We start from the raw sequence: 19,911 nt of genomic DNA, 5'->3' as shown, positions 1-19,911 counted from the left end.
AAGCGGGAAGCCTGCTTCGAGATGAGTATTCCCACCAACTTGATTGGTTAAGGCTCCCAGTAGACGACTGGGTTGATAGGCCAGATGTGGAAGCCCGGTAACGGGTGGAGCTGACTGGTACTAATAGGCCGAGGGCTTGTCCTCAGTTGCTCGCGTCCACTGTGTTGTTCCCGGGTTGCGAACAGTCGCACCGGTTGAACAGTTTCACTACTTAATTGAAAAGTGTGCTTGTTCGCTAAGTGCCGATATCTCGCTTTGCGGGATGGCCCGATAGTGTTTCGGTGGTCATTGCGTTAGGGAAACGCCCGGTTACATTCCGAACCCGGAAGCTAAGCCTTTCAGCGCCGATGGTACTGCAGGGGGGACCCTGTGGGAGAGTAGGACGCCGCCGAACAATCTTTCAAGGACCCTTGGTCCCAGCGTTCACGCTGGGACCAAGGGTCCTTTTGTTTTTTGTCGAAGCGCGTCGGATGTCCGGCTGCGCCAGAATGTCTTGTAGTACCCGATGACAGGAGTCACGCCGATGTCCACCAACTCTCCCGACGATCGTTCGGAGCGCGAGCCGCGTCGCCGGGACGGTGGTGACCGAGGCGGCTTCGGCGGCCGTCGTGACGACCGTTCCGGCGGACCGCGCCGGGACAACGACCGTGGTGGCTACCGGCGTGACGACAGCCGGCCCACCGGCGGAAGCGGTGGCGGTGGCTTCCGCCGCGACGACCGCGACCGTGACCGCGATCGTGACCGGGGACCGCGCCGTGACGACAGCCGGGGCGGTGGCTCCGGTGGTGGCTTCCGGCGTGATGACAGCCGCGGTGCCGGTTCCGGTGGTGGTTTCCGGCGTGATGACAGTCGTGGTGGCGGTTCCGGTGGTGGTTTCCGCCGTGATGACAGCCGTGGTGGTGGGTTCCGTCGTGACGACCGCGATCGTGATCGTGGGCCGCGTCGGGATGATGACCGTGGTGGGCGTCCTTCGGGTGGGTTCGAGCGTCGTGATGACCGGCCGCGTGGCCCGCGTCGTGATGACGACAGCCGCGGCGGCGGCTACCGCCGTGATGACAGTCGCGGCGCTGGTTCCGGTGGTGGCTTCCGCCGTGATGACAGTCGTGGTGGCGGTTCCGGTGGTGGTTTCCGCCGTGATGACAGCCGTGGTGGTGGGTTCCGTCGTGACGACCGCGATCGTGATCGTGGGCCGCGTCGGGATGATGACCGTGGTGGGCGTCCTTCGGGTGGGTTCGAGCGTCGTGATGACCGGCCGCGTGGCCCGCGTCGTGATGACGACAGCCGCGGCGGCGGCTACCGCCGTGACGACAGCCGTGGTGGCGGTTCCGGTGGTGGCTTCCGGCGTGATGACAGCCGGGGCGGCAGTTCCGGTGGTGGTTTCCGCCGTGATGACAGTCGTGGTGGCGGTTCCGGTGGTGGTTTCCGCCGTGATGACAGCCGCGGTGGTGGGTTCCGTCGTGACGACCGCGATCGTGATCGTGGGCCGCGTCGGGACGATGAGCGTGGCGGGTTCCGTGGGCCGCGTCGGGATGATGACCGTGGTGGGCGTCCTTCGGGTGGGTTCGAGCGTCGTGATGACCGGCCGCGTGGCCCGCGTCGTGATGACGACAGCCGCGGCGGCGGCTACCGCCGTGACGACAGCCGCGGCGCTGGTTCCGGCGGTGGCTTCCGCCGCGATGACAGCCGGGGCGGTGGATACCGCGGCCAGCGGGACGATCGTGGTGGCCGGGGTGGCTACCGCGGGCGTGACGACCGCGGCGGGTACGAGCGTCGCGACGACCGGGACCGCGAGCCCATCAAGAGGCTTCCGATTCCCGAGGACGTCACCGGTGACGAGATCGACAAGGATGTGCGGCAGGAGCTGATGAGCCTGCCGAAGACCCTGGCCGAGGACGTCTCGCGCAACCTCGTCATGGTGGCCCGGCTGATCGACGAGGACCCGGAGCAGGCGTACGCGTACTCGCGGATCGCGCTCCGGCTGGCCTCGCGGGTGGCCGCGGTGCGTGAGGCGGCCGGGTTCGCCGCGTACGCCACGCAGAAGTACTCGGAGGCGCTGGCCGAGTTCCGGGCCGCCAAGCGGATGACCGGGTCCGTGGAGCTGTGGCCCGTCATGGCCGACTGCGAGCGCGGGCTCGGGCGGCCCGAGCGGGCGATGGCGATGGCCGGTGAGCCCGAGGTGCAGAAGCTCGACAAGGCCGGGCAGGTCGAGATGCGCCTGGTGGCCGCCGGGGCACGCAGGGACATGGGCCAGCTCGACGCGGCCATCGTCACCCTTCAGAGCTCCGAGCTCGCGTCGAACGCCGTGCACCCGTGGACGGCCCGGCTGCGCTACGCGTACGCCGACGCCCTGCTGGCGGCCGGGCGCGAGGACGAGGCGCGCGAGTGGTTCGGGAAGGCCCTGGAGGCCGACAAGGACGGCTCGACCGATGCGTCCGACCGGCTCGCCGAGATGGACGGCGTCGAGTTCGTCGATGCCCTCGACGAGGACGAGCACGAGGACGAGCACGAGGACGGGACCGACGAGGACGGCGAGGACAAGGGGCGTACGTCCGAGGCGTAAGGCATGAGAAGAGGGCGGCATCCCTTCCGGGATGCCGCCCTCTTTTTGTTGGCCACTTTTTGCCGTCCGCGGATCAGCCGAGGTCGAGGCTTCTCAGGACCAGGCCGGTGGCCGGCTTGGGGCCGAACGAGGTCGACTTGCGGGGCATGGTGACGCCCTGCCGGGCGAGGTCCCGGACGACTTCCTCGCGTACCGGATGCATCAGGACCGCCGTCGCGCCGTGGCGCTCGGCCTGTTCGACGGCGGCTGCGGTGTCGTGGATGTACGCGATGTGTTCCGGGGCGTCGGGGATCTGCCAGATGTGGTCGAGCAGGGCCGCGTGCAGGACCGTCGCGTCGAGGGTCTGCCAGGCGGCCGGGCGGTCGGCCGGGATCGTACGGGACAGCAGACCGGGGTCGGGGCGGTCGACGAGATGGAAGCCGCCGTCGCCGGCGAGCAGGAACGCGTTGCCCTCGGCGGCCGCCTCGGCGAGTGCGTCCAGGGCCCGGGGGAGCGGTCCGTCCAGGTCGCGGACGCGGAAGAAGCCGTCCAGAGCGGCGATTGCGTCGGTGACCCGGAGGCGGTGCAGCAGCCGGTGTATGGCGCGGACCCGCAGCGGGTAGCGGGCCGTGTCGACGAGGAGGACCAGACCGAAGTCCCAGGGGCCGGGAGCGGTGTGCTCCTGCTGGAGACGGAGGTACGTGGCCCAGCGGTGGTGTCCGTCGGCGATCAGGGCCTGGTGGCGGGCGAGATCGGTCTCGATCTCGGCGCGTTCGGCCGGGTCGGTGACAGCCCAGAGCCGGTGGTGGTAACCGTCCTCGGTGGTGGTGGCGAGCAGCGGCGGACGGTCCGTGGTCCGCTCGATGACGGCGGTCGCGCCCGGGCCGTCGCCGTCGCTGCGGTACGTGAGCAGCAGGGGCTCGAAGTGGGCGGCCGTGGTGCGCATCAGGTCGGCCCGGTCCTCGACGACATGGGCCATCACGTCCTCGTGCGGCAGGACGATGCCGTCCGCGGGGGACGAGAGCGCCAGCGCCCCGACGACGCCGCGTTGCAGGATCTCGGCGTTGCGCTGCTCGTAGACGTACAGCGCGGGCTCGCTGTCCGGCGCGAGGACACCCTCGGCCAGCCAGTGGTTCAGGGTCTGTGCCGCCTGTTCGTGGCGGGCCGCGGCCGTTTCCGCCTGCGGGAGTATGAGCCGGACGATGTTGTACGGATCCGCATTCTCCAGGTGGTGCAGCCCGTCGGGCCGTACGACGACGTCGTACGGCGGTGAGGTCACCGCGGCAAGGCTGCCCACCCGCTCGGGGACGTATCGCAGTCCACGGAACGGAATCAGACGCAGTCCCTGGCCGGCCGGACCTGATGTGTTCATTTCTGCATCGTATGTGCGCGGCCGGAATGCGCGATGATCGGGGCGAAAGCATGGAACGAGGAGCGCAAAGAATGAGTCAGGCGAGCAGGACCAGGCCGAGCGGCAGCAGCACCGCGCTCAACGAGGCGTACGACACGGCGCTGCTCGACCTCGACGGGGTGGTGTACGCGGGCGGTCATGCGATCGTCCACGCCGTCGACTCGCTGGCGGCGGCACGGGACGGCGGGATGCACCTGGCGTACGTGACCAACAACGCCCTGCGGACGCCGGCCGCGGTGGCCGGGCACCTGACCGAACTCGGCGTGCCGGCGGAGCCCACCGATGTGATCACCTCGGCGCAGGCGGTCGCCCGGCTGATGGCCGACCAGCTGCCCGCCGGTGCCCGGGTGCTGGTGGTGGGCGGCGAGGGGCTGCGGGTCGCGCTGCGGGAGCGGGGCCTGGTGCCGGTGGAGTCGGCGGACGACGAGCCGGTCGCGGTGGCGCAGGGGTACGGCGGGCCCGACATGGCCTGGGGGCGGTTCGCCGAGGCCGCGTACGCGATCGCGCGCGGGGTGCCGTGGTTCGCGTCCAACACGGATCTGACGATTCCGAGCGCCCGCGGGATCGCGCCGGGGAACGGCGCGGCGGTGGAGGTCGTGCGGATCGCGACCGGGGCCGAGCCGCAGGTCGCCGGGAAGCCGTTGCCGCCGATGCACCGGGAGACCGTGCTGCGGACCGGGGCCGAACGCCCGCTGGTGGTCGGCGACCGGCTGGACACGGACATCGAGGGCGCGTGCAACGGCGGCGTGGACTCCCTGCTGGTGCTCACCGGGGTGACGGACGCGGCGCAGCTGCTGGCCGCCGTGCCGAAGCACCGGCCGACGTATGTGGACGCGGATCTGCGGGGGCTGCTGACCGGTCAGCCCGAGGTGGCGGAGCGCGGCGAGGGCTTCGTGTGCGGGGGCTGGACGGCATCGGTGCGCGGGGACGAGCTGGTGCTGGAGGGCGACGGGGACGTACTCGACGGGCTGCGGGCGCTCTGCGGGGCGGCGTGGTCGTACGCAGGGGACGGTTCGTGCGGGCTGGACGCCGGGAAGGCGGTCGCCAGGCTGGGGCTGTAGCGGGAGGGCTCCCGGCGACCCATACGCAAAAGAGGGTAGGCTAACCTAACTTAGTCCTGCTCGGTGTGTCGTCGTCCGCACCCGATCACCTCGACTCCGGGAGTACGACCATGCAGCGCCTCACCGCGGACTCGGTGACCCTCGGCTACGACCGGCGGGTCATCGCGGAGAATCTCTCGGTCGGCATTCCCGACAACTCGTTCACGGTGATCGTCGGCCCCAACGCCTGTGGCAAGTCGACCCTGTTGCGCGCGCTCTCGCGGATGCTGAAGCCGGAGAGCGGGCGGGTGCTCCTGGACGGGCAGGCGATCCACGGGATGCCGGCGAAGAAGGTCGCCAGGACGCTGGGGCTGCTGCCGCAGTCCTCCATCGCGCCGGACGGCATCACCGTCGCCGACCTCGTCGGGCGCGGCCGGTACCCGCACCAGGGGCTGCTGCGCCAGTGGTCGCCCGACGACGAACGGATTGTCGAGGAATCGATGGCGGCGACCGGGGTCGGCACACTCGCCGATCGGTATGTCGACGAATTGTCCGGCGGGCAGCGCCAGCGCGTCTGGATCGCCATGGCGCTCGCCCAGCAGACGCCGCTGCTGCTGCTCGACGAGCCGACGACGTTTCTGGACATCCAGCACCAGATCGATGTTCTCGACCTCTGCGCGGAGCTGCACGAGACGCAGGGGCGCACCCTGGTCGCCGTCCTGCACGACCTGAATCACGCGGCGCGCTACGCCACCCACCTGATCGCGATGCGCGAGGGCGAGGTGATCGCCGAGGGCGCACCGGGCGAGGTCGTCACCGCGGAGCTGGTGGAGCGGGTCTTCGGGCTGCGCTGTCAGGTCATCGACGATCCGGAGACCGGGACCCCGCTGGTGGTACCGGCCGCGCGCAGGCCGCGTGGCGACGGTGCGGGTGTACGGGGCAAGGCGCCCGCCGGAGCGTCGGCCGGGGGCTGAGCGGCCGTCGGAGGAAGGCCGGCCCCGTACCGCCTACAGCAGCGACCTCAGTCTCAGCAGATCGCGGAAACCGGCCTCCAGGCGGACCCGGCCCGAAGCCCATGCCTTGGCGAAATTCAGATCGCCGTCCACCATGGCCACCAGGTCGTCACCGGTCATCGCGAGCCGGATCTCGGCCTTCTCGCGGGGCGGGCCCTCGACCGTGTCCAGGACCTGGATCCGGCCATCGGCCAGCCGGCCGGTGAAGGTGATGTCGAGGTCCTTGATGTGGCAGCTCAGCGAGCGGTCGAGGGCAGCCGCGCTGCGCACGTCGCCGTCGGCCCCTGCGAGGCTGTCGGACAGTTTGTCGAGTGCGCTGCGGCACTCCGCCATGGTCACCATTGCGACCGACGGTACCGCAGCCCTTCGCGGTAGCGTTTCCCGCATGAGCGACGCGATGCCGGAGCCGGGGACGGCAGCCGGAACACTGCCCGGGAGCGAGGCGGCGGACCCGTCCGGCGAGGGCGCGGACCCGGCCGCCGGGACCCCGCTCGACCCCGCCGCGCCCGCGCCCCTCGGCGTCGTGCGCACCCCCACCGGCAACGCCGGGGTGGACGCGGGGCTGGAGCGTCTCGCCGATGCGGACCACCTCCCGGCGGACGGACACATCGAGGTGTACGAGGATGTACACCGTGTGCTGCGCGAATCGCTGACCGCGCTGGACGCCGGGCCCACCCCCGCACCGGTACCCGCACCGATGCCCTCGTACGACAACAGGAGCTGAACCGAACGTGGCAGGAGTGGCACGTCGCCGCCTCGACGCCGAGCTGGTACGCCGTAAGCTCGCCCGCTCGCGCGAGCACGCGAGCCAGCTGATCGCCGCAGGGCGGGTGACCGTCGGCGGGAACACCGCGACCAAACCCGCCACCCAGGTCGAGACCAGCGCCGCGGTCGTCGTGATCAAGGACGACAGCGACCCCGAGTACGTCTCGCGCGGCGGGCACAAGCTCGCCGGCGCCCTTGCCGCCTTCGTGCCCCTCGGACTGAAGGTCGAGGGGCGGCGGGCGCTGGACGCGGGGGCGTCGACCGGTGGCTTCACCGACGTGCTCCTGCGGGCCGGCGCCGGCCATGTCGTCGCCGTCGATGTCGGCTACGGGCAGCTCGCCTGGTCGCTCCAGTCCGACGAACGCGTCATCGTCAAGGACCGCACCAACGTACGGGAGCTGACGCTGGAGGCGATCGACGGGCAGCCGGTGGACCTGGTGGTCGGCGACCTGTCGTTCATCCCGCTGGGCCTGGTGCTGCCCGCCCTGGCGCGCTGCGCCGCCCCCGACGCGGACCTGGTCCTCATGGTCAAGCCGCAGTTCGAGGTCGGCAAGGAGCGGCTGGGCAGCGGTGGTGTGGTGCGCAGCCCCGAGCTGCGGGCCGAAGCCGTACGGGAAGTGGCACGCCGGGCCTGGGCGCTGGGGCTCGGAGTGCGGGGGGTGACGGCGAGCCCGCTGCCGGGGCCCTCGGGAAATGTCGAGTACTTTCTCTGGCTGCGGGCAGGAGCACCTGAGCTCGATCCCGCAGATGTCGACCGTGCAGTGGCGGAGGGGCCTCGTTGACGACGAATGCGGCACGAACTGTCTTTCTTCTGGCACACACCGGCCGTCCGGCCGCGATCCGCAGTGCCGAACTGGTTGTACAGGGGCTGCTGCGCAGTGGCCTCGGCGTCCGGGTGCTGGCCACCGAGGCGACCGATCTGCCGCTGCCGCCGTCCGTCGAGACGGTCACGGACACCACGCCCGGGGCCGTGGACGGCTGTGAACTGCTGATCGTGCTCGGCGGGGACGGGACGCTGCTGCGCGGCGCCGAGTTCTCCCGCGCCTCCGGGGTGCCGATGCTCGGCGTCAACCTCGGCCGGGTCGGCTTCCTCGCCGAGGCCGAGCGCGACGACCTGGACAAGGTCGTCGACCGGGTCGTCAGCCGGGAGTACCAGGTCGAGGAGCGCATGACGCTCGACGTCCTGGTGCACAGCAACGGCGATGTCGTCCACACCGACTGGGCGCTCAACGAAGCGGCCGTGCAGAAGGTGTCGCCCGAGCGGATGCTGGAGGTCGTCCTGGAGATCGACGGCCGTCCCGTGACCGGCTTCGGCTGCGACGGGATCGTCTGCGCGACCCCGACCGGATCGACCGCCTACGCCTTCTCGGCGGGCGGTCCCGTCGTCTGGCCCGAGGTCGAGGCCCTGCTGATGGTGCCGATCAGTGCCCATGCGCTGTTCGCCAAGCCGTTGGTGACCTCCCCGACGTCCGTGCTCGCCGTCGAGGTCCAGCAGCACACCCCGCACGGGGTGCTGTGGTGCGACGGGCGCAGGACCGTGGAGCTGCCCGCGGGGGCGCGGGTCGAGGTGCGGCGCGGCGCGGTGCCCGTACGGCTGGCGCGGCTGCACCACGCCTCGTTCACGGACCGGCTGGTCGCGAAATTCGCACTGCCGGTCTCCGGGTGGCGCGGCGCACCGCACTGAGCGGCGGACATTCCCCCGGAGGTGTTGCGAATACCGGGCGGATACCCGGGAGAGCGAGCCCCGGGGACGGGGTCCGTCGCACATCGGGCTCCGGACCTCGTAAGGTCGTGTCCGTGTTGGAGGAGATGCGGATACGGTCGCTCGGAGTCATCGACGACGCGGTGGTGGAGCTGTCACCCGGCTTCACCGCGGTGACGGGCGAGACCGGCGCGGGCAAGACCATGGTCGTCACCAGTCTGGGGCTGCTGCTCGGCGGGCGTGCCGACCCCGCCCTGGTGCGGATCGGGGCCAAGGCAGCCGTCGTCGAGGGGCGGATCACGGTGTCCGACGGCGACGCCGTCGCCCTGCGGGCCGAGGAGGCCGGGGCCGAGATCGAGGATGGTGCGCTGCTGATCAGCCGTACCGTCTCCGCGGAGGGGCGCTCCCGGGCGCATCTCGGTGGCCGGTCCGTGCCGGTCGGCGTGCTCGCCGAACTCGCCGACGAACTCGTCGCCGTGCACGGTCAGACCGACCAGCAGGGGCTGCTCAAGCCCGCCCGGCAGCGGCAGGCGCTCGACCGGTACGCGGGCGACGGGGTCGCCGTGCCGCACGCCGCCTACGCGGCGGCCTACCGGCGGCTGCGGGCGGTCGTCACGGAGCTCGACGAGCTGACGACCCGTGCCCGTGAACGCGCCCAGGAAGCCGATCTGCTGCGCTTCGGGCTGGGCGAGGTCGCCGCGGTCGAACCCCTGGCCGGTGAGGACATCGAGCTCGCCGCCGAGGCCGAGCGGCTCGGCCACGCGGAGGCGCTGGCCTCCGCCGCGGCCCTCGCGCACACCGCGCTCGCGGGCAATCCGGAGGACCCGGAGGGCATCGACGCGACGACCGTGGTCGCCGCCGCCGGACGCTCCCTGGACGCCGTGCGCGCCCACGACCCGGCACTGGCGGCGCTCGCCGACCGGATCGGCGAGATCTCGATCCTGCTCTCCGACGTGGCCGGTGAACTGGCCGGGTACGCCGACCAGTTGGACGCCGATCCGCTGCGGCTCGCCGCGGTGGAGGAGCGCCGCGCCGTGCTCACCGCGCTCACCCGGAAGTACGGCGAGGACATCGGCGCCGTGCTCGCCTGGGCCCGGGAGGGCGCCGCCCGGCTCACCGAGCTGGAGGGCGACGACGACCGGATCGGCGAGCTGACGGCCGAGCGCGACGCGCTGCGGGCCGAACTCTCCGGCCTCGGACAGACGTTGACCGACGCGCGCAACCGGGCGGCGGCGCTCTTCGCCCAGGCGGTGACCGCGGAGCTGGCCTCGCTGGCCATGCCGCACGCCCGGGTCTCCTTCGACATCCGGCAGACCGAGGCGCCCGACGAGGCGTCCGGCATCGGGATCGACGGGCGGAACGTGGTCTACGGGCCGTCCGGTGCCGACGAGGTCGAGCTGCTGCTGGCCCCGCACCCCGGCGCCCAGCCCCGGCCGATCGCCAAGGGCGCGTCGGGCGGTGAACTGTCCCGGGTGATGCTCGCCGTCGAGGTGGTCTTCGCGGGCGCCGACCCCGTACCCACGTACCTCTTCGACGAGGTCGACGCGGGCGTCGGCGGCAAGGCCGCGGTCGAGGTCGGACGGCGGCTCGCGAAGCTCGCCAGGTCCGCCCAGGTCGTCGTCGTCACGCACCTGCCGCAGGTCGCGGCCTTCGCGGACCGGCAACTGCTGGTCGAGAAGACCGTCGACGGCTCGGTGACCAGCAGCGGGGTCACGGTCCTGGAGGGCGAGGACCGGGTGCGTGAGCTGTCCCGGATGCTCGCGGGCCAGGAGGACTCCCAGACCGCACGGGCCCACGCGGAGGAGCTGCTCGCCGCGGCCAGGTCGGACGGATAGGGCCCACGGGCAGGGGCTCCCGCCCGGCCGCCGCGGCGGTCCGCTGCGTAGCCTGGCGCTCAGGGGAGCAGCGTTCAGCAGGGCCGTGACGTCCGGGACCGTCGCCGCCGTCGTGGCGGGGGGTGTGTACCGGGCGCTGCGGACCCGGCCGCGCCCGCACCGGCGGCGCGTCAACTACGCGGGCCGTGCTGTCGATCTGTACGCGGGTCCGGCCGCCGTCCTCGGCACCGCGGCCGGAACGGCCGTCCTGCCGCTGCCGGCCCGTACCCGGTGCGCCGCCGTGCTCGCCGTACTGGCGGCCGGCGGCTGCGGCGTGTACGACGACCTCGTCGGAGCCGGCGATCCGCGCCGGGGATTCCGCGCCCATCTGGGTGCGCTGCGGGACGGCGAGGTGACCAGCGGCGCGGTGAAACTCTTCGGGATCGGGGCCGCCGGGCTCGCGGCCGGCGTGCTGCTGAAGGAGCGGCCCGTCGACCGGATGCTCGCCGCGGTCGTGATCGCCGGAACCGCCCATCTCGTCAATCTGGTGGACGTGCGGCCCGGCGCGGCCGCCGCCACCGTGCTCGCCCTCGGGTCCCCGGGGCTGCCGCGGGGGTGCCTCGCCGCCGCGCCGATGGGTGCCGTGGCCGCGCTCGTCGCCGACGACCTGGGGGAGCGGACCATGCTCGGGGACACCGGGGTCCACGCCCTGGGGGCCGCGCTCGGGGTCGCGATCGTCGCGGGACGCGGCCGGGCCGGACTCCTGGCGCATGCCGCCGGACTGGTCGCGGCGGCGGCGTACGGGGACCGGATCAGCCGGCTCGTCCGGGTGCTGTCGGAGCGCCGGCCGGGAAGGCCGCGGGGCCGGGCGGGCAACAGCGCGCCGGTTTCTCACCCGTGCGAGTGGTAGGCCGCGTCCGGTGGTCGCTGTGCCGGCCGCAACGACGGCCTGATTGTGCCGGAACGTGCGTACGGACTGGCATCCTTGGCGATGCAATCACCGCCGACTCGGGAGCCCCGGGAGTCATTCAACGTGTCACAGCTGCGTACGGTCCAAGTCCTGGGCGGCGGCAGCGCGGGCAGCAGCGCCCACGTCGGCTCGCTGGCCGCGGGACTGGTGGCGAGAGGCGTGCACGTCACCGTCTGCGCCCCGGCCGAACTGGACCACGCCTACGGCTATTCGGGTACGGGGGCCCGCTTCACGCCCGTGCCCCGGCGCAGTGACCCCGTCTCCGTCGCCGCCCTGCGTGCCGCCTGCCTGACCGCGGACGTCGTCCACGCGCACGGCCCGCACGCCGCCGTACGCGCCGCCCTCGCACTCGGCGGCCGGCGCGTTCCGCTGGTCGTCACCTGGCACGCCCGCGCCCACGTCGAAGGGGCCCGCGGCCGGCTGATCCGGCTGATGGAGCGAAGGGCCGCCCGCGCGGCGGCGGTTGTGCTCGGCACGACGTCGGACCTGGTCGACCGGGCACGGCGCAGGGGGGCGCGCGACGCGCGGCTCGCGCCGGTCTCCGCCCCCGTACCCCAGCTGCCCGCCGCCGCGCACGAGAACAAGGCGCGGGCCGAACTCGGTGCGGTGGAAAGGCCGTTGATCATCGCCTGCGGGAGCCTCGTACCGCATCACGGATACGGCACCCTGCTCGACGCCGCGCGGCTGTGGCGCGAGCTGGACCCCGCACCACTCCTGGTCGTCGTGGGCGAGGGGCGGGAACGAGCCGCATTGCAGCGCCGGATCAGGGACGAGGACCTGCCCGTCCGGCTCGTCGGCAGCCGCGACGACCGGACCGAGCTGCTCGCCGCGGCGGACCTGGCCGTGCTGTCCAGCAGCTGGGAGGCGCGTTCGGTGGCGGCCCAGGAAGCGCTGCGGCTCGGCGTCCCGCTGGTCGCCACCGCGGTCGGCGGGGTGCCCGAACTCGTCGGGGACGCCGCGGAGCTCGTGCCGTACGGCAACGCGGAGGCGCTGGCACGGGCGGTGGCCAGGCTGCTCGGGGATGCCCGGCGGCGCGAGGAGATGTCGGCCGCCGGGCAGGCACAGGCCGCGAGTTGGCCGACCGAGGACGACACGATCGCCCAAGTGCTCAGTGTGTACGACGAGTTGACCCAGCCGCTGGTGGCGCGGGCGCGCTGAGCCGCTCGGCCGGCCCGGCTACGAGGTGTGGCGACGGGCCCGGAGAGCCAGGCTCAGCGCCAGCACCGCCTGGGGGTCGTCCAGGTCGGTGCCGAGCAGCTCGCCGATCCTGGCCAGCCGGTTGTACAGCGTCTGACGGTTCAGATGCAGCTCCCGCGCCGTTTCCGCCTTGCGGCCCGCGTGGGCCAGATACGTCTCCAGCGTCGGCAGCAGCGCCGGGCGCGAGGTGCGGTCGTGATCACGCAGCGGGCCGATCGCCCGGTCCACGAACGCCGCCAGATCCGGGTGGTCCCGCAACCGCCACAGCAACAGATCGATGTCGAGGCGCCGGGCGTCGTACCAGGGCCGGTCGCTGAGGCCGTGCGCGGCCGTCGCCGTCTCCGCCGCGTGCCGCAGCCCCGCACCGGCTGCCGCCCAGCCGCCCGCCACACCCACCACCACGACCGGCGGATGCGAACCGGCCCGCTCCAGCCCGGCCCGCTCCACACCGGCCCGCAGCGCCGCCGCGACCCGGTCCGCGACCGCCGTGCGCTCCGACTCGGACCGCAGCCCGAGCAGCACCGGAACCCGGCCCTCCACAGGCCGCACGCCCAGCAGCACCGGCACACCCACCGACGAGAGCTCCTCCAGCACCGCCCGGGCCAGCAACGCCCAGTTCCCGGACACCGAGAGCTCGGGGGCCAGCCGCATCACCACCGGCAGCAGTGGCATCTCGGCCGGCTTGAACCCCAGTACGCGGGCCTGCGCGGGCGCGTCCTCCGGCGTGATCCGGCCTTCCGCGAGATCGGTCAGGAAGTCGCCCCGGCCGCGCGCCGCGAGCTCCTCCTCCTGACGGGCCTGCATCAGCACGACGGCGAGGATCCCCGCCGCCCGCTCCGCCGCCATCCGGTGCACGGTCACCAGCGGTCCGGAGACGGCCAGCAGCACCAGCCTGGCCCGTACCGAACCGGTGCCCGGGCCGCCGCCCGGCACATCCACCAGCACCGAACCGGTGGGCGGTGTCTCACGGGCCGCCCGGCCGCCGCGCATCCCGTCCCACACCTGGAGCGGATCGGCGGAGACCGGACCGGACCCGGGGCCCGCCGCGTACAGCAGCTGGCCGTCCGCCGTCTCCAGGAAGACCGGGTTGGCCGCGAAGTCCGCCAGGATGCCGAGTACCTGGGGCACCCCGCCACCGCCGAGCAGCGCCGCGGTACACCGCCGGTGCACGTCCTCGGCCTGTCGCAGCAGCGCGTAGTGGCCGTTGACGATCTCGGTGTGGATCTCCTCGGTCACCGTCACGAACGGCACCTCGCGGTGCAGCTGCACCAGGGGCAGCCCCGCGGCGCGGGCGGCGTCCACTATCGACGCCGGCAGCCGGCTGAAGCGCGGCCCCAGCTCCACCACCAGGGCGGCGATCTGGCGGTCGGCGAGCCTGCGGACGAAGGCGCGCTGCTCGGCGGGGCGGGTACCGAGCCCGAGGCCGGTGGTGAGCAGCAGTTCACCGCCCTTGAGCAGCGAAGCGATGTTGGGGACCTCGCCCGCGTGCACCCAGCGCACCGTGCGGTTCAGCCGGTCCGCGCCGGCCACCACCTCCGGGAGCCCACCGCGCAGCCCCGGCAGCTCCAGGGCTCGCTGCACGGTGATTCCGCCTTGCGTCTCCACTGGCTCTGGCCTCGCGTTTCACTCGGTTCGGACGGGCGGACGCCCTGATTCAGGAAGGTACCGGCCCCGGGCGCCAAAGGCGTCGTCGGGGGAGCCACCGGGGGAGTCCGGGGACCGCGGAACCGCTGTTGACACGGGCCGAGCGCCGCTGCGATCTTGTGGACGCCGCACGGTTCGGGCCGAGTGGCCCTCACATCCGGATCAAGAGCTGGAGCAGCCGTGGGCGACGACATACCGGTGTACGCGAGCAGTCAGGAGCTTCCCGGCCCGCTGGTCGGGGCCGACTGGCTGGCGAGGCGGCTCGGCCGGCCGGGAACGGTCGTCCTCGACGCCTCGGTCGGCGCGCACCGGGGCGGCGGGCGGCGGATCCCCGGCGCGCGGGTCTTCGACATCGACGGGGCGCTGTCCGACCACTCGGGCCCGCTGCCCCACACGCTGCCCGGCGCCGGCCGGTTCACCGAGGAGCTGCGCTCCCTCGGCGTGAACGGCACCGACACCGTCGTCGTGTACGACGGCGCGGGCATCTACTCCAGCGCGCGGGCCTGGTGGATGCTGCGGGCGATGGGCTTCGACCGGGTCGCGGTCCTCGACGGCGGCCTGCCCGCCTGGGCGGGGGCCGGGCTGCCGCTGGAGAGCGCCGGGCCGGTGCCCGCCGCGGCGCCCGGTGACTTCACCGCGCAGCCGCGTGCGGGGATGTTCGTCGGCAGCGAGGAGGTGGCGGCGGCCCTGGCCGACCCGGCCGCGGTGGTCCTCGACGCCCGTTCCCGGGACCGGTTCACCGGCGCCGCCGCCGAACCCCGGCCCGGGCTGCGCGGCGGACACATGCCGGGGGCGGTCAACCTGCCCTTCGGCGAACTCCAGCGCGACGGCCGGATGCGCCCGGCCGATGAGCTGCGCACCGTGTTCGCCGACCTGGCCGGGGAGCGCGAGCGGCTGGTCGTCAGCTGCGGATCGGGTGTCACCGCGTGCGTCCTGGCACTGGGGGCGGAACTCGCGGGGTACCGGGGACAGGCCGTGTACGACGGGTCCTGGAGCGAGTGGGGGCTGCCGTCGGAGCTGCCGGTCGTGACCGGGGCGCGGTGAGAGATCACGGGGCGGGCGGAGACCCGCCCGCCCCGTGATCCTGGGGTCAGCCGACGTAAGCGCCGCTCGCCGTCAGGCGCAGCGCCGTGTCGATCAGCGGAACATGGCTGAAGGCCTGCGGGAAGTTGCCCACCTGGCGCTGCAGCCGGGAGTCCCACTCCTCGGCGAGCAGGCCCAGGTCGTTGCGCAGGGACAGCAGCCGTTCGAAGAGCTGACGTGCCTCGTCGACCCGGCCGATCATCGCCAGGTCGTCCGCCAGCCAGAACGAGCAGGCCAGGAACGCGCCCTCGTCGCCCTCCAGGCCGTCGACGCCCGCGTCCTCCCCCGAGGTGGGGTAGCGCAGCACGAAGCCGTCCTCGGTGGACAGCTCGCGCTGGATCGCCTCGATCGTGCCGATCACGCGTTTGTCGTCCGGCGGCAGGAAGCCCATCTGCGGGATCAGCAGCAGCGAGGCGTCCAGTTCCTTCGACCCGTAGGACTGGGTGAAGGTGTTGCGCTCCGGGTCGTAGCCCCGCTCGCAGACATCGCGGTGGATCTCGTCGCGCAGCTCGTGCAGCCGCTCCAGCGGCCCCTCCGCGTCCCCGGACTCGATGAGCTTGATGGTGCGGTCGACGGCGACCCAGGCCATCACCTTCGAGTGGACGAAGTGGCGGCGCGGCCCGCGCACCTCCCAGATGCCCTCGTCCGGCTCGTCCCAGTGCTTCTCCAGGTACTCGATCAGCTTGAGCTGGAGGCCCGTCGCGTAGTCGTTGCGGGTCAGGCCGGTCATATGGGCGAGGTGGAGCGCCTCGGTGACCTCGCCGTACACGTCCAGCTGGAGCTGGCCCGCCGCGCCGTTGCCGACCCGGACCGGGCCGGAGTTCTCGTAACCGGGCAGCCAGTCCAGCTCGGCCTCGCCCAGCTCGCGCTCGCCCGCGATGCCGTACATGATCTGCAGGTTCTCCGGGTCGCCGGCGACGGCCCGCAGCAGCCACTCGCGCCAGGCGCGGGCCTCCTCGCGGTAGCCGGTGCGCAGCAGCGAGGAGAGCGTGATCGCGGCGTCGCGCAGCCAGGTGTAGCGGTAGTCCCAGTTCCGGGAGCCGCCGATGTCCTCCGGCAGGGAGGTGGTCGGCGCGGCGACGATACCGCCGGTCGGCGCGTACGTCAGGGCCTTGAGGGTGATCAGGGAGCGGACCACGGCCTCGCGGTAGGGCCCGTGGTACGTGCACTGCTCGACCCATTCGCGCCAGAAGTCCGCGGTCGCGTCCAGCGAACCCTCCGGGTCCGGCAGCGCCGGCGGCCCGTGGTGCGAGGGCTGCCAGCTGATGGTGAACGCGATCCGGTCACCCGGCGCGACCGTGAAGTCGGAGTACGTCGTGAGGTTCTCGCCGTACGTGTCGGCGGGGGTGTCCAGCCAGACGGAGTCCGGGCCCGCGACGGCGACCGTGCGGCCGTCGACCTTGTGCACCCAGGGGGTGACCCGGCCGTAGCTGAACCGCATGCGCAGCTCGGAGCGCATCGGCACCCGGCCGCTGATCCCCTCCACGATCCGGATCACCTGCGGTGCGCCGTCACGCGGCGGCATGAAATCGGTCACTCTGACCGTTCCGCGCGGTGTGTCCCACTCCGATTCCAGGATGAGGGAGTCCCCGCGGTAGCGGCGGCGGTCCGCGGGCGCCGGCTGCGCCCCGTCGGCCCGCGCGGGACCCAGGCGCCAGAAGCCGTGCTCCTCGGTGCCAAGCAGTCCCGCGAAGACGGCGTGAGAATCGAAGCGGGGAAGGCACAGCCAGTCCACTGTGCCGTCCCGGCAGACCAGGGCGGCGGTCTGCATGTCTCCGATGAGTGCGTAATCCTCGATGCGCCCGGCCACGTGCATCTCCAGTCGAACGGCCATGTCGCCCCGTAGGGCATTACTGCGGGTCAAGAGGTCGTCGCAAGGGGTTGTTGTGGGGGATCCTGCGAACGCGTCACCTCGCCCTGGGCGAGTGTCCGAGCAGGATACGACGCACCTCGATGATCCGCGCGACGGTCTCGGCAACCGGTCAGGCCCGAACGGGTGTGTGTACGAGTACATGTGGTGATCATGCGAGGTGGGCGTCGGAATGCGGCCGGAAGCGGGCTCCCTTCGGCGCTGATACCCTGGTAGCCCGTGGACCGGTGGTCGTCCGCAACCGCAGACGAGGCCCCCGAACCGCAGCGACGGCGCCTCCGGAGTCTCCGGACGAAAACGCCGGTACGCACCTCACGATCGCGACCACGGGAGCCCCCTTTGGCTATGCAGCCCACATCCACGACGACCAAGCACATCTTCGTCACCGGGGGTGTCGCCTCTTCCCTCGGCAAGGGTCTGACTGCCTCCAGCCTCGGTGCCCTGCTCAAGGCGCGCGGCCTTCGGGTCACGATGCAGAAGCTCGACCCGTACCTCAACGTCGACCCGGGCACGATGAACCCCTTCCAGCACGGTGAGGTGTTCGTCACCAACGACGGCGCCGAGACCGACCTGGACATCGGCCACTACGAGCGCTTCCTCGACGTCGACCTCGACGGCTCCGCCAACGTCACCACCGGCCAGGTCTACTCGCAGGTGATCGCCAAGGAGCGGCGCGGCGAGTACCTCGGCGACACCGTGCAGGTCATCCCGCACATCACCAACGAGATCAAGCACCGCATCCGCCGCATGGCCACCGACGACGTCGACGTCGTCATCACCGAGGTCGGCGGCACGGTCGGGGACATCGAGTCGCTGCCGTTCCTGGAGACCGTCCGCCAGGTCCGCCACGAGGTCGGCCGGGACAACGTCTTCGTCGTGCACATCTCGCTGCTGCCCTACATCGGCCCGTCCGGCGAGCTCAAGACCAAGCCGACCCAGCACTCCGTCGCCGCGCTGCGCAACATCGGTATCCAGCCGGACGCCATCGTGCTGCGCGCCGACCGCGACGTACCGACCGCCATCAAGCGCAAGATCTCGCTGATGTGCGACGTCGACGAGGCCGCCGTGGTGGCCTGTGTGGACGCCAAGTCGATCTACGACATCCCGAAGGTGCTGCACACCGAGGGCCTGGACGCCTATGTCGTGCGCAAGCTCGACCTGCCGTTCCGCGACGTCGACTGGACGACGTGGGACGACCTGCTGGACCGCGTCCACAACCCCGACCACGAGATCACCGTCGCGCTCGTCGGCAAGTACATCGACCTGCCCGACGCCTACCTCTCGGTCACCGAGGCCATCCGGGCCGGCGGCTTCGCCAACAAGGCGCGGGTCAAGGTCAAGTGGGTCGCCTCGGACGACTGCAAGACCCCGGCGGGCGCCGCGAAGCAGCTCGGTGACGTCGACGCGATCTGCGTCCCCGGCGGCTTCGGCGACCGCGGTGTCAACGGCAAGATCGGCGCCATCCAGTTCGCCCGCGAGCACAAGGTGCCGCTGCTCGGCCTCTGCCTCGGCCTCCAGTGCATCGTGATCGAGGCCGCGCGCAACCTCGCCGAGATCCCCGACGCCAACTCCACCGAGTTCGACGCCGCCACCTCCCACCCCGTCATCTCGACGATGGAGGAGCAGCTGGCGTACGTCGAGGGCGCGGGCGACCTCGGCGGCACCATGCGGCTCGGCCTGTACCCGGCGAAGCTCGCCGAGGGCTCGCTGGTCCGCGAGGCGTACGACGGCCAGCCGTACGTGGAGGAGCGCCACCGCCACCGCTACGAGGTCAACAACGCCTACCGGGCCGAGCTGGAGAAGAAGGCCGGTCTGGTCTTCTCCGGCACCTCCCCGGACAACAAGCTCGTCGAGTACGTCGAGTACCCGCGCGAGATCCACCCCTACCTGGTCGCCACCCAGGCGCACCCGGAGCTCCGCTCCCGCCCGACCCGCCCGCACCCGCTCTTCGCGGGCCTGGTGAAGGCGGCCGTCGAGCGCAAGACCGGCGCCGCGGCCGGTGGCGGCAAGGACAAGTAGTCCGGCGCCGCACAGGCATTAACGTTGACCGGGGTACGGATCCGTCGAGGACACGTACCCCGGTTTCTGTTTTTCGTGGGAGGACGTAGATGGGTTTCCAGGACACGCCCGAGGAGTGGCAGGTCACCGCGACCGAGACGCCCTTCACCGGCAACAAGACCAGCGTCCGCACCGACGAAGTGGTGATGCCGGACGGCACGGTCGTCCGCCGCGACTACCAGGTCCACCCGGGCTCGGTCGCCGTGCTCGCCCTCGACGACGACGGCCGGGTCGTCGTGCTGCGGCAGTACCGCCACCCGGTGCGCCACAAGCTCTGGGAGATCCCGGCCGGACTGCTCGACGTCCCCGGCGAGAACCCGCTGCACGCGGCGCAGCGCGAGCTCTACGAGGAGGCGTACGTCAAGGCCGAGGACTGGCGGGTGCTGACCGACGTCTACACCACGCCGGGCGGCTGCGACGAAGCCGTACGGATCTTCCTGGCCCGGAACCTCTCCGAGGCCGACGGGGAGCGCTTCGAGGTCTCCGAGGAGGAGGCCGACATGGAGCTGGCCCGGGTGCCGCTCCAGGAGCTGGTGCGGGGCGTGCTCGCGGGGGAGCTGCACAACAACTGCCTGGTGGTGGGCGTCCTCTCGCTGGCGGCGGTCCTCGCGGGTGACGGGATCGATTCGCTGCGTCCGGCCGAGGCGCCGTGGCCGGCCCGCCCGTTCGAGGTCTGACGGGCCGCGGGGGAGGACCGACGGTGGCCCGAGGGGGCCGCTGAACGGTTCACCGGGGTCCTTCGATCGGAAAAGATGCTGATCCGATCGGGGGACCTCTGCGCCGTGCTCCAGGGAAATCGTCCGCA

At 72.2% G+C, this 19,911-nt stretch carries 17 protein-coding genes and 2 rRNA genes; 15 read left to right on the top strand and 4 right to left on the bottom strand.

What is annotated here, in order from left to right; translation table 11 throughout:
• From AB0D53_RS10410 to AB0D53_RS10395, 4 genes are all read left to right on the top strand, one after another.
• Window positions 1-144 (top strand): 23S ribosomal RNA (locus AB0D53_RS10410); the annotation flags it as partial.
• Between the two features lie 133 nt (window positions 145-277).
• Window positions 278-394, top strand: a 5S ribosomal RNA gene (gene rrf, locus AB0D53_RS10405).
• Window positions 395-773: 379 nt separating this feature from the next.
• Complete coding sequence (locus AB0D53_RS10400) at window positions 774-1,865, top strand: hypothetical protein (protein WP_362442943.1); 1,092 nt, start codon at window positions 774-776, stop codon at window positions 1,863-1,865.
• The gene (locus AB0D53_RS10395; RefSeq protein WP_362442940.1) at window positions 1,865-2,560 is read left to right on the top strand and encodes a tetratricopeptide repeat protein; all 696 of its coding nucleotides are present in this window, start codon (window positions 1,865-1,867) and stop codon (window positions 2,558-2,560) included. The genes AB0D53_RS10400 and AB0D53_RS10395 overlap by 1 nt, the downstream gene beginning before the upstream one ends.
• Window positions 2,561-2,633: 73 nt before the next feature.
• Here AB0D53_RS10395 and AB0D53_RS10390 read toward each other — a convergent pair whose 3' ends face one another.
• A complete protein-coding gene (locus AB0D53_RS10390; RefSeq protein WP_362442937.1) occupies window positions 2,634-3,911 on the bottom strand; it encodes a DUF1015 domain-containing protein in 1,278 nt (425 codons plus the stop codon).
• A gap of 71 nt (window positions 3,912-3,982) precedes the next feature.
• Here AB0D53_RS10390 and AB0D53_RS10385 point away from each other — a divergent pair, with 71 nt between their 5' ends.
• The gene (locus AB0D53_RS10385; protein WP_362442934.1) at window positions 3,983-5,011 is read left to right on the top strand and encodes an HAD hydrolase-like protein; all 1,029 of its coding nucleotides are present in this window, start codon (window positions 3,983-3,985) and stop codon (window positions 5,009-5,011) included.
• Window positions 5,012-5,121: 110 nt separating this feature from the next.
• On the top strand, window positions 5,122-5,964 hold the full coding sequence (locus AB0D53_RS10380; protein ID WP_362442931.1) for an ABC transporter ATP-binding protein: 843 nt from the start codon (window positions 5,122-5,124) through the stop codon (window positions 5,962-5,964).
• A 33-nt stretch (window positions 5,965-5,997) separates the two neighbouring features.
• Here the strand turns inward: AB0D53_RS10380 and AB0D53_RS10375 are convergent, their stop codons facing one another.
• Window positions 5,998-6,345, bottom strand: coding sequence for an SCP2 sterol-binding domain-containing protein (locus tag AB0D53_RS10375; protein WP_362442928.1), 348 nt, complete (start codon window positions 6,343-6,345; stop codon window positions 5,998-6,000).
• 43 nt (window positions 6,346-6,388) lie between these two features.
• Between AB0D53_RS10375 and AB0D53_RS10370 the strand changes: the two genes are divergently transcribed.
• The 6 genes from AB0D53_RS10370 (at window position 6,389) to AB0D53_RS10345 (ending at window position 12,412) form a co-directional block, all read left to right on the top strand.
• Entirely contained in the window at window positions 6,389-6,727 is a 339-nt protein-coding gene (locus AB0D53_RS10370; protein ID WP_362442925.1) for a hypothetical protein, read from the top strand.
• Window positions 6,728-6,734: 7 nt separating this feature from the next.
• A complete protein-coding gene (locus AB0D53_RS10365) occupies window positions 6,735-7,550 on the top strand; it encodes a TlyA family RNA methyltransferase (RefSeq protein WP_362442922.1) in 816 nt (271 codons plus the stop codon).
• The gene (locus AB0D53_RS10360; RefSeq protein WP_362442919.1) at window positions 7,547-8,452 is read left to right on the top strand and encodes an NAD kinase; all 906 of its coding nucleotides are present in this window, start codon (window positions 7,547-7,549) and stop codon (window positions 8,450-8,452) included. Before AB0D53_RS10365 ends, AB0D53_RS10360 begins: the two co-directional genes overlap by 4 nt.
• A gap of 107 nt (window positions 8,453-8,559) precedes the next feature.
• Entirely contained in the window at window positions 8,560-10,305 is a 1,746-nt protein-coding gene (recN, locus tag AB0D53_RS10355) for a DNA repair protein RecN (RefSeq protein WP_362442916.1), read from the top strand.
• An 85-nt stretch (window positions 10,306-10,390) separates the two neighbouring features.
• Window positions 10,391-11,194, top strand: coding sequence for a hypothetical protein (locus AB0D53_RS10350; RefSeq protein WP_362442913.1), 804 nt, complete (start codon window positions 10,391-10,393; stop codon window positions 11,192-11,194).
• 123 nt (window positions 11,195-11,317) lie between these two features.
• Window positions 11,318-12,412, top strand: a complete 1,095-nt coding sequence (locus AB0D53_RS10345; RefSeq protein ID WP_362442910.1) for a glycosyltransferase family 4 protein — start codon at window positions 11,318-11,320, stop codon at window positions 12,410-12,412.
• 18 nt (window positions 12,413-12,430) lie between these two features.
• On the opposite strand, the gene AB0D53_RS10340 is transcribed toward AB0D53_RS10345, so the two are convergent.
• Window positions 12,431-14,056: a PucR family transcriptional regulator gene (locus tag AB0D53_RS10340; RefSeq protein ID WP_362442907.1), complete on the bottom strand. Its 1,626-nt coding sequence runs from the start codon at window positions 14,054-14,056 to the stop codon at window positions 12,431-12,433.
• Window positions 14,057-14,275: 219 nt separating this feature from the next.
• Here AB0D53_RS10340 and AB0D53_RS10335 point away from each other — a divergent pair, with 219 nt between their 5' ends.
• The gene (locus tag AB0D53_RS10335; RefSeq protein ID WP_362442904.1) at window positions 14,276-15,139 is read left to right on the top strand and encodes a sulfurtransferase; all 864 of its coding nucleotides are present in this window, start codon (window positions 14,276-14,278) and stop codon (window positions 15,137-15,139) included.
• Window positions 15,140-15,185: 46 nt separating this feature from the next.
• On the opposite strand, the gene AB0D53_RS10330 is transcribed toward AB0D53_RS10335, so the two are convergent.
• On the bottom strand, window positions 15,186-17,012 hold the full coding sequence (locus tag AB0D53_RS10330) for a glycoside hydrolase family 15 protein (RefSeq protein WP_362442901.1): 1,827 nt from the start codon (window positions 17,010-17,012) through the stop codon (window positions 15,186-15,188).
• A gap of 381 nt (window positions 17,013-17,393) precedes the next feature.
• Between AB0D53_RS10330 and AB0D53_RS10325 the strand changes: the two genes are divergently transcribed.
• Both AB0D53_RS10325 and AB0D53_RS10320 read left to right on the top strand, forming a co-directional pair.
• The gene (locus AB0D53_RS10325) at window positions 17,394-19,067 is read left to right on the top strand and encodes a CTP synthase (protein ID WP_362442898.1); all 1,674 of its coding nucleotides are present in this window, start codon (window positions 17,394-17,396) and stop codon (window positions 19,065-19,067) included.
• Window positions 19,068-19,156: 89 nt separating this feature from the next.
• On the top strand, window positions 19,157-19,783 hold the full coding sequence (locus AB0D53_RS10320) for an NUDIX hydrolase (protein WP_329815629.1): 627 nt from the start codon (window positions 19,157-19,159) through the stop codon (window positions 19,781-19,783).
• The last annotated feature ends 128 nt before the right edge of the window (window positions 19,784-19,911 follow it).

This window comes from Streptomyces sp. NPDC048295, from assembly GCF_040652135.1.
Classification (GTDB): Bacteria; Actinomycetota; Actinomycetes; order Streptomycetales; family Streptomycetaceae; genus Streptomyces.
This window is presented reverse-complemented; position numbering and strand designations above follow the sequence as displayed.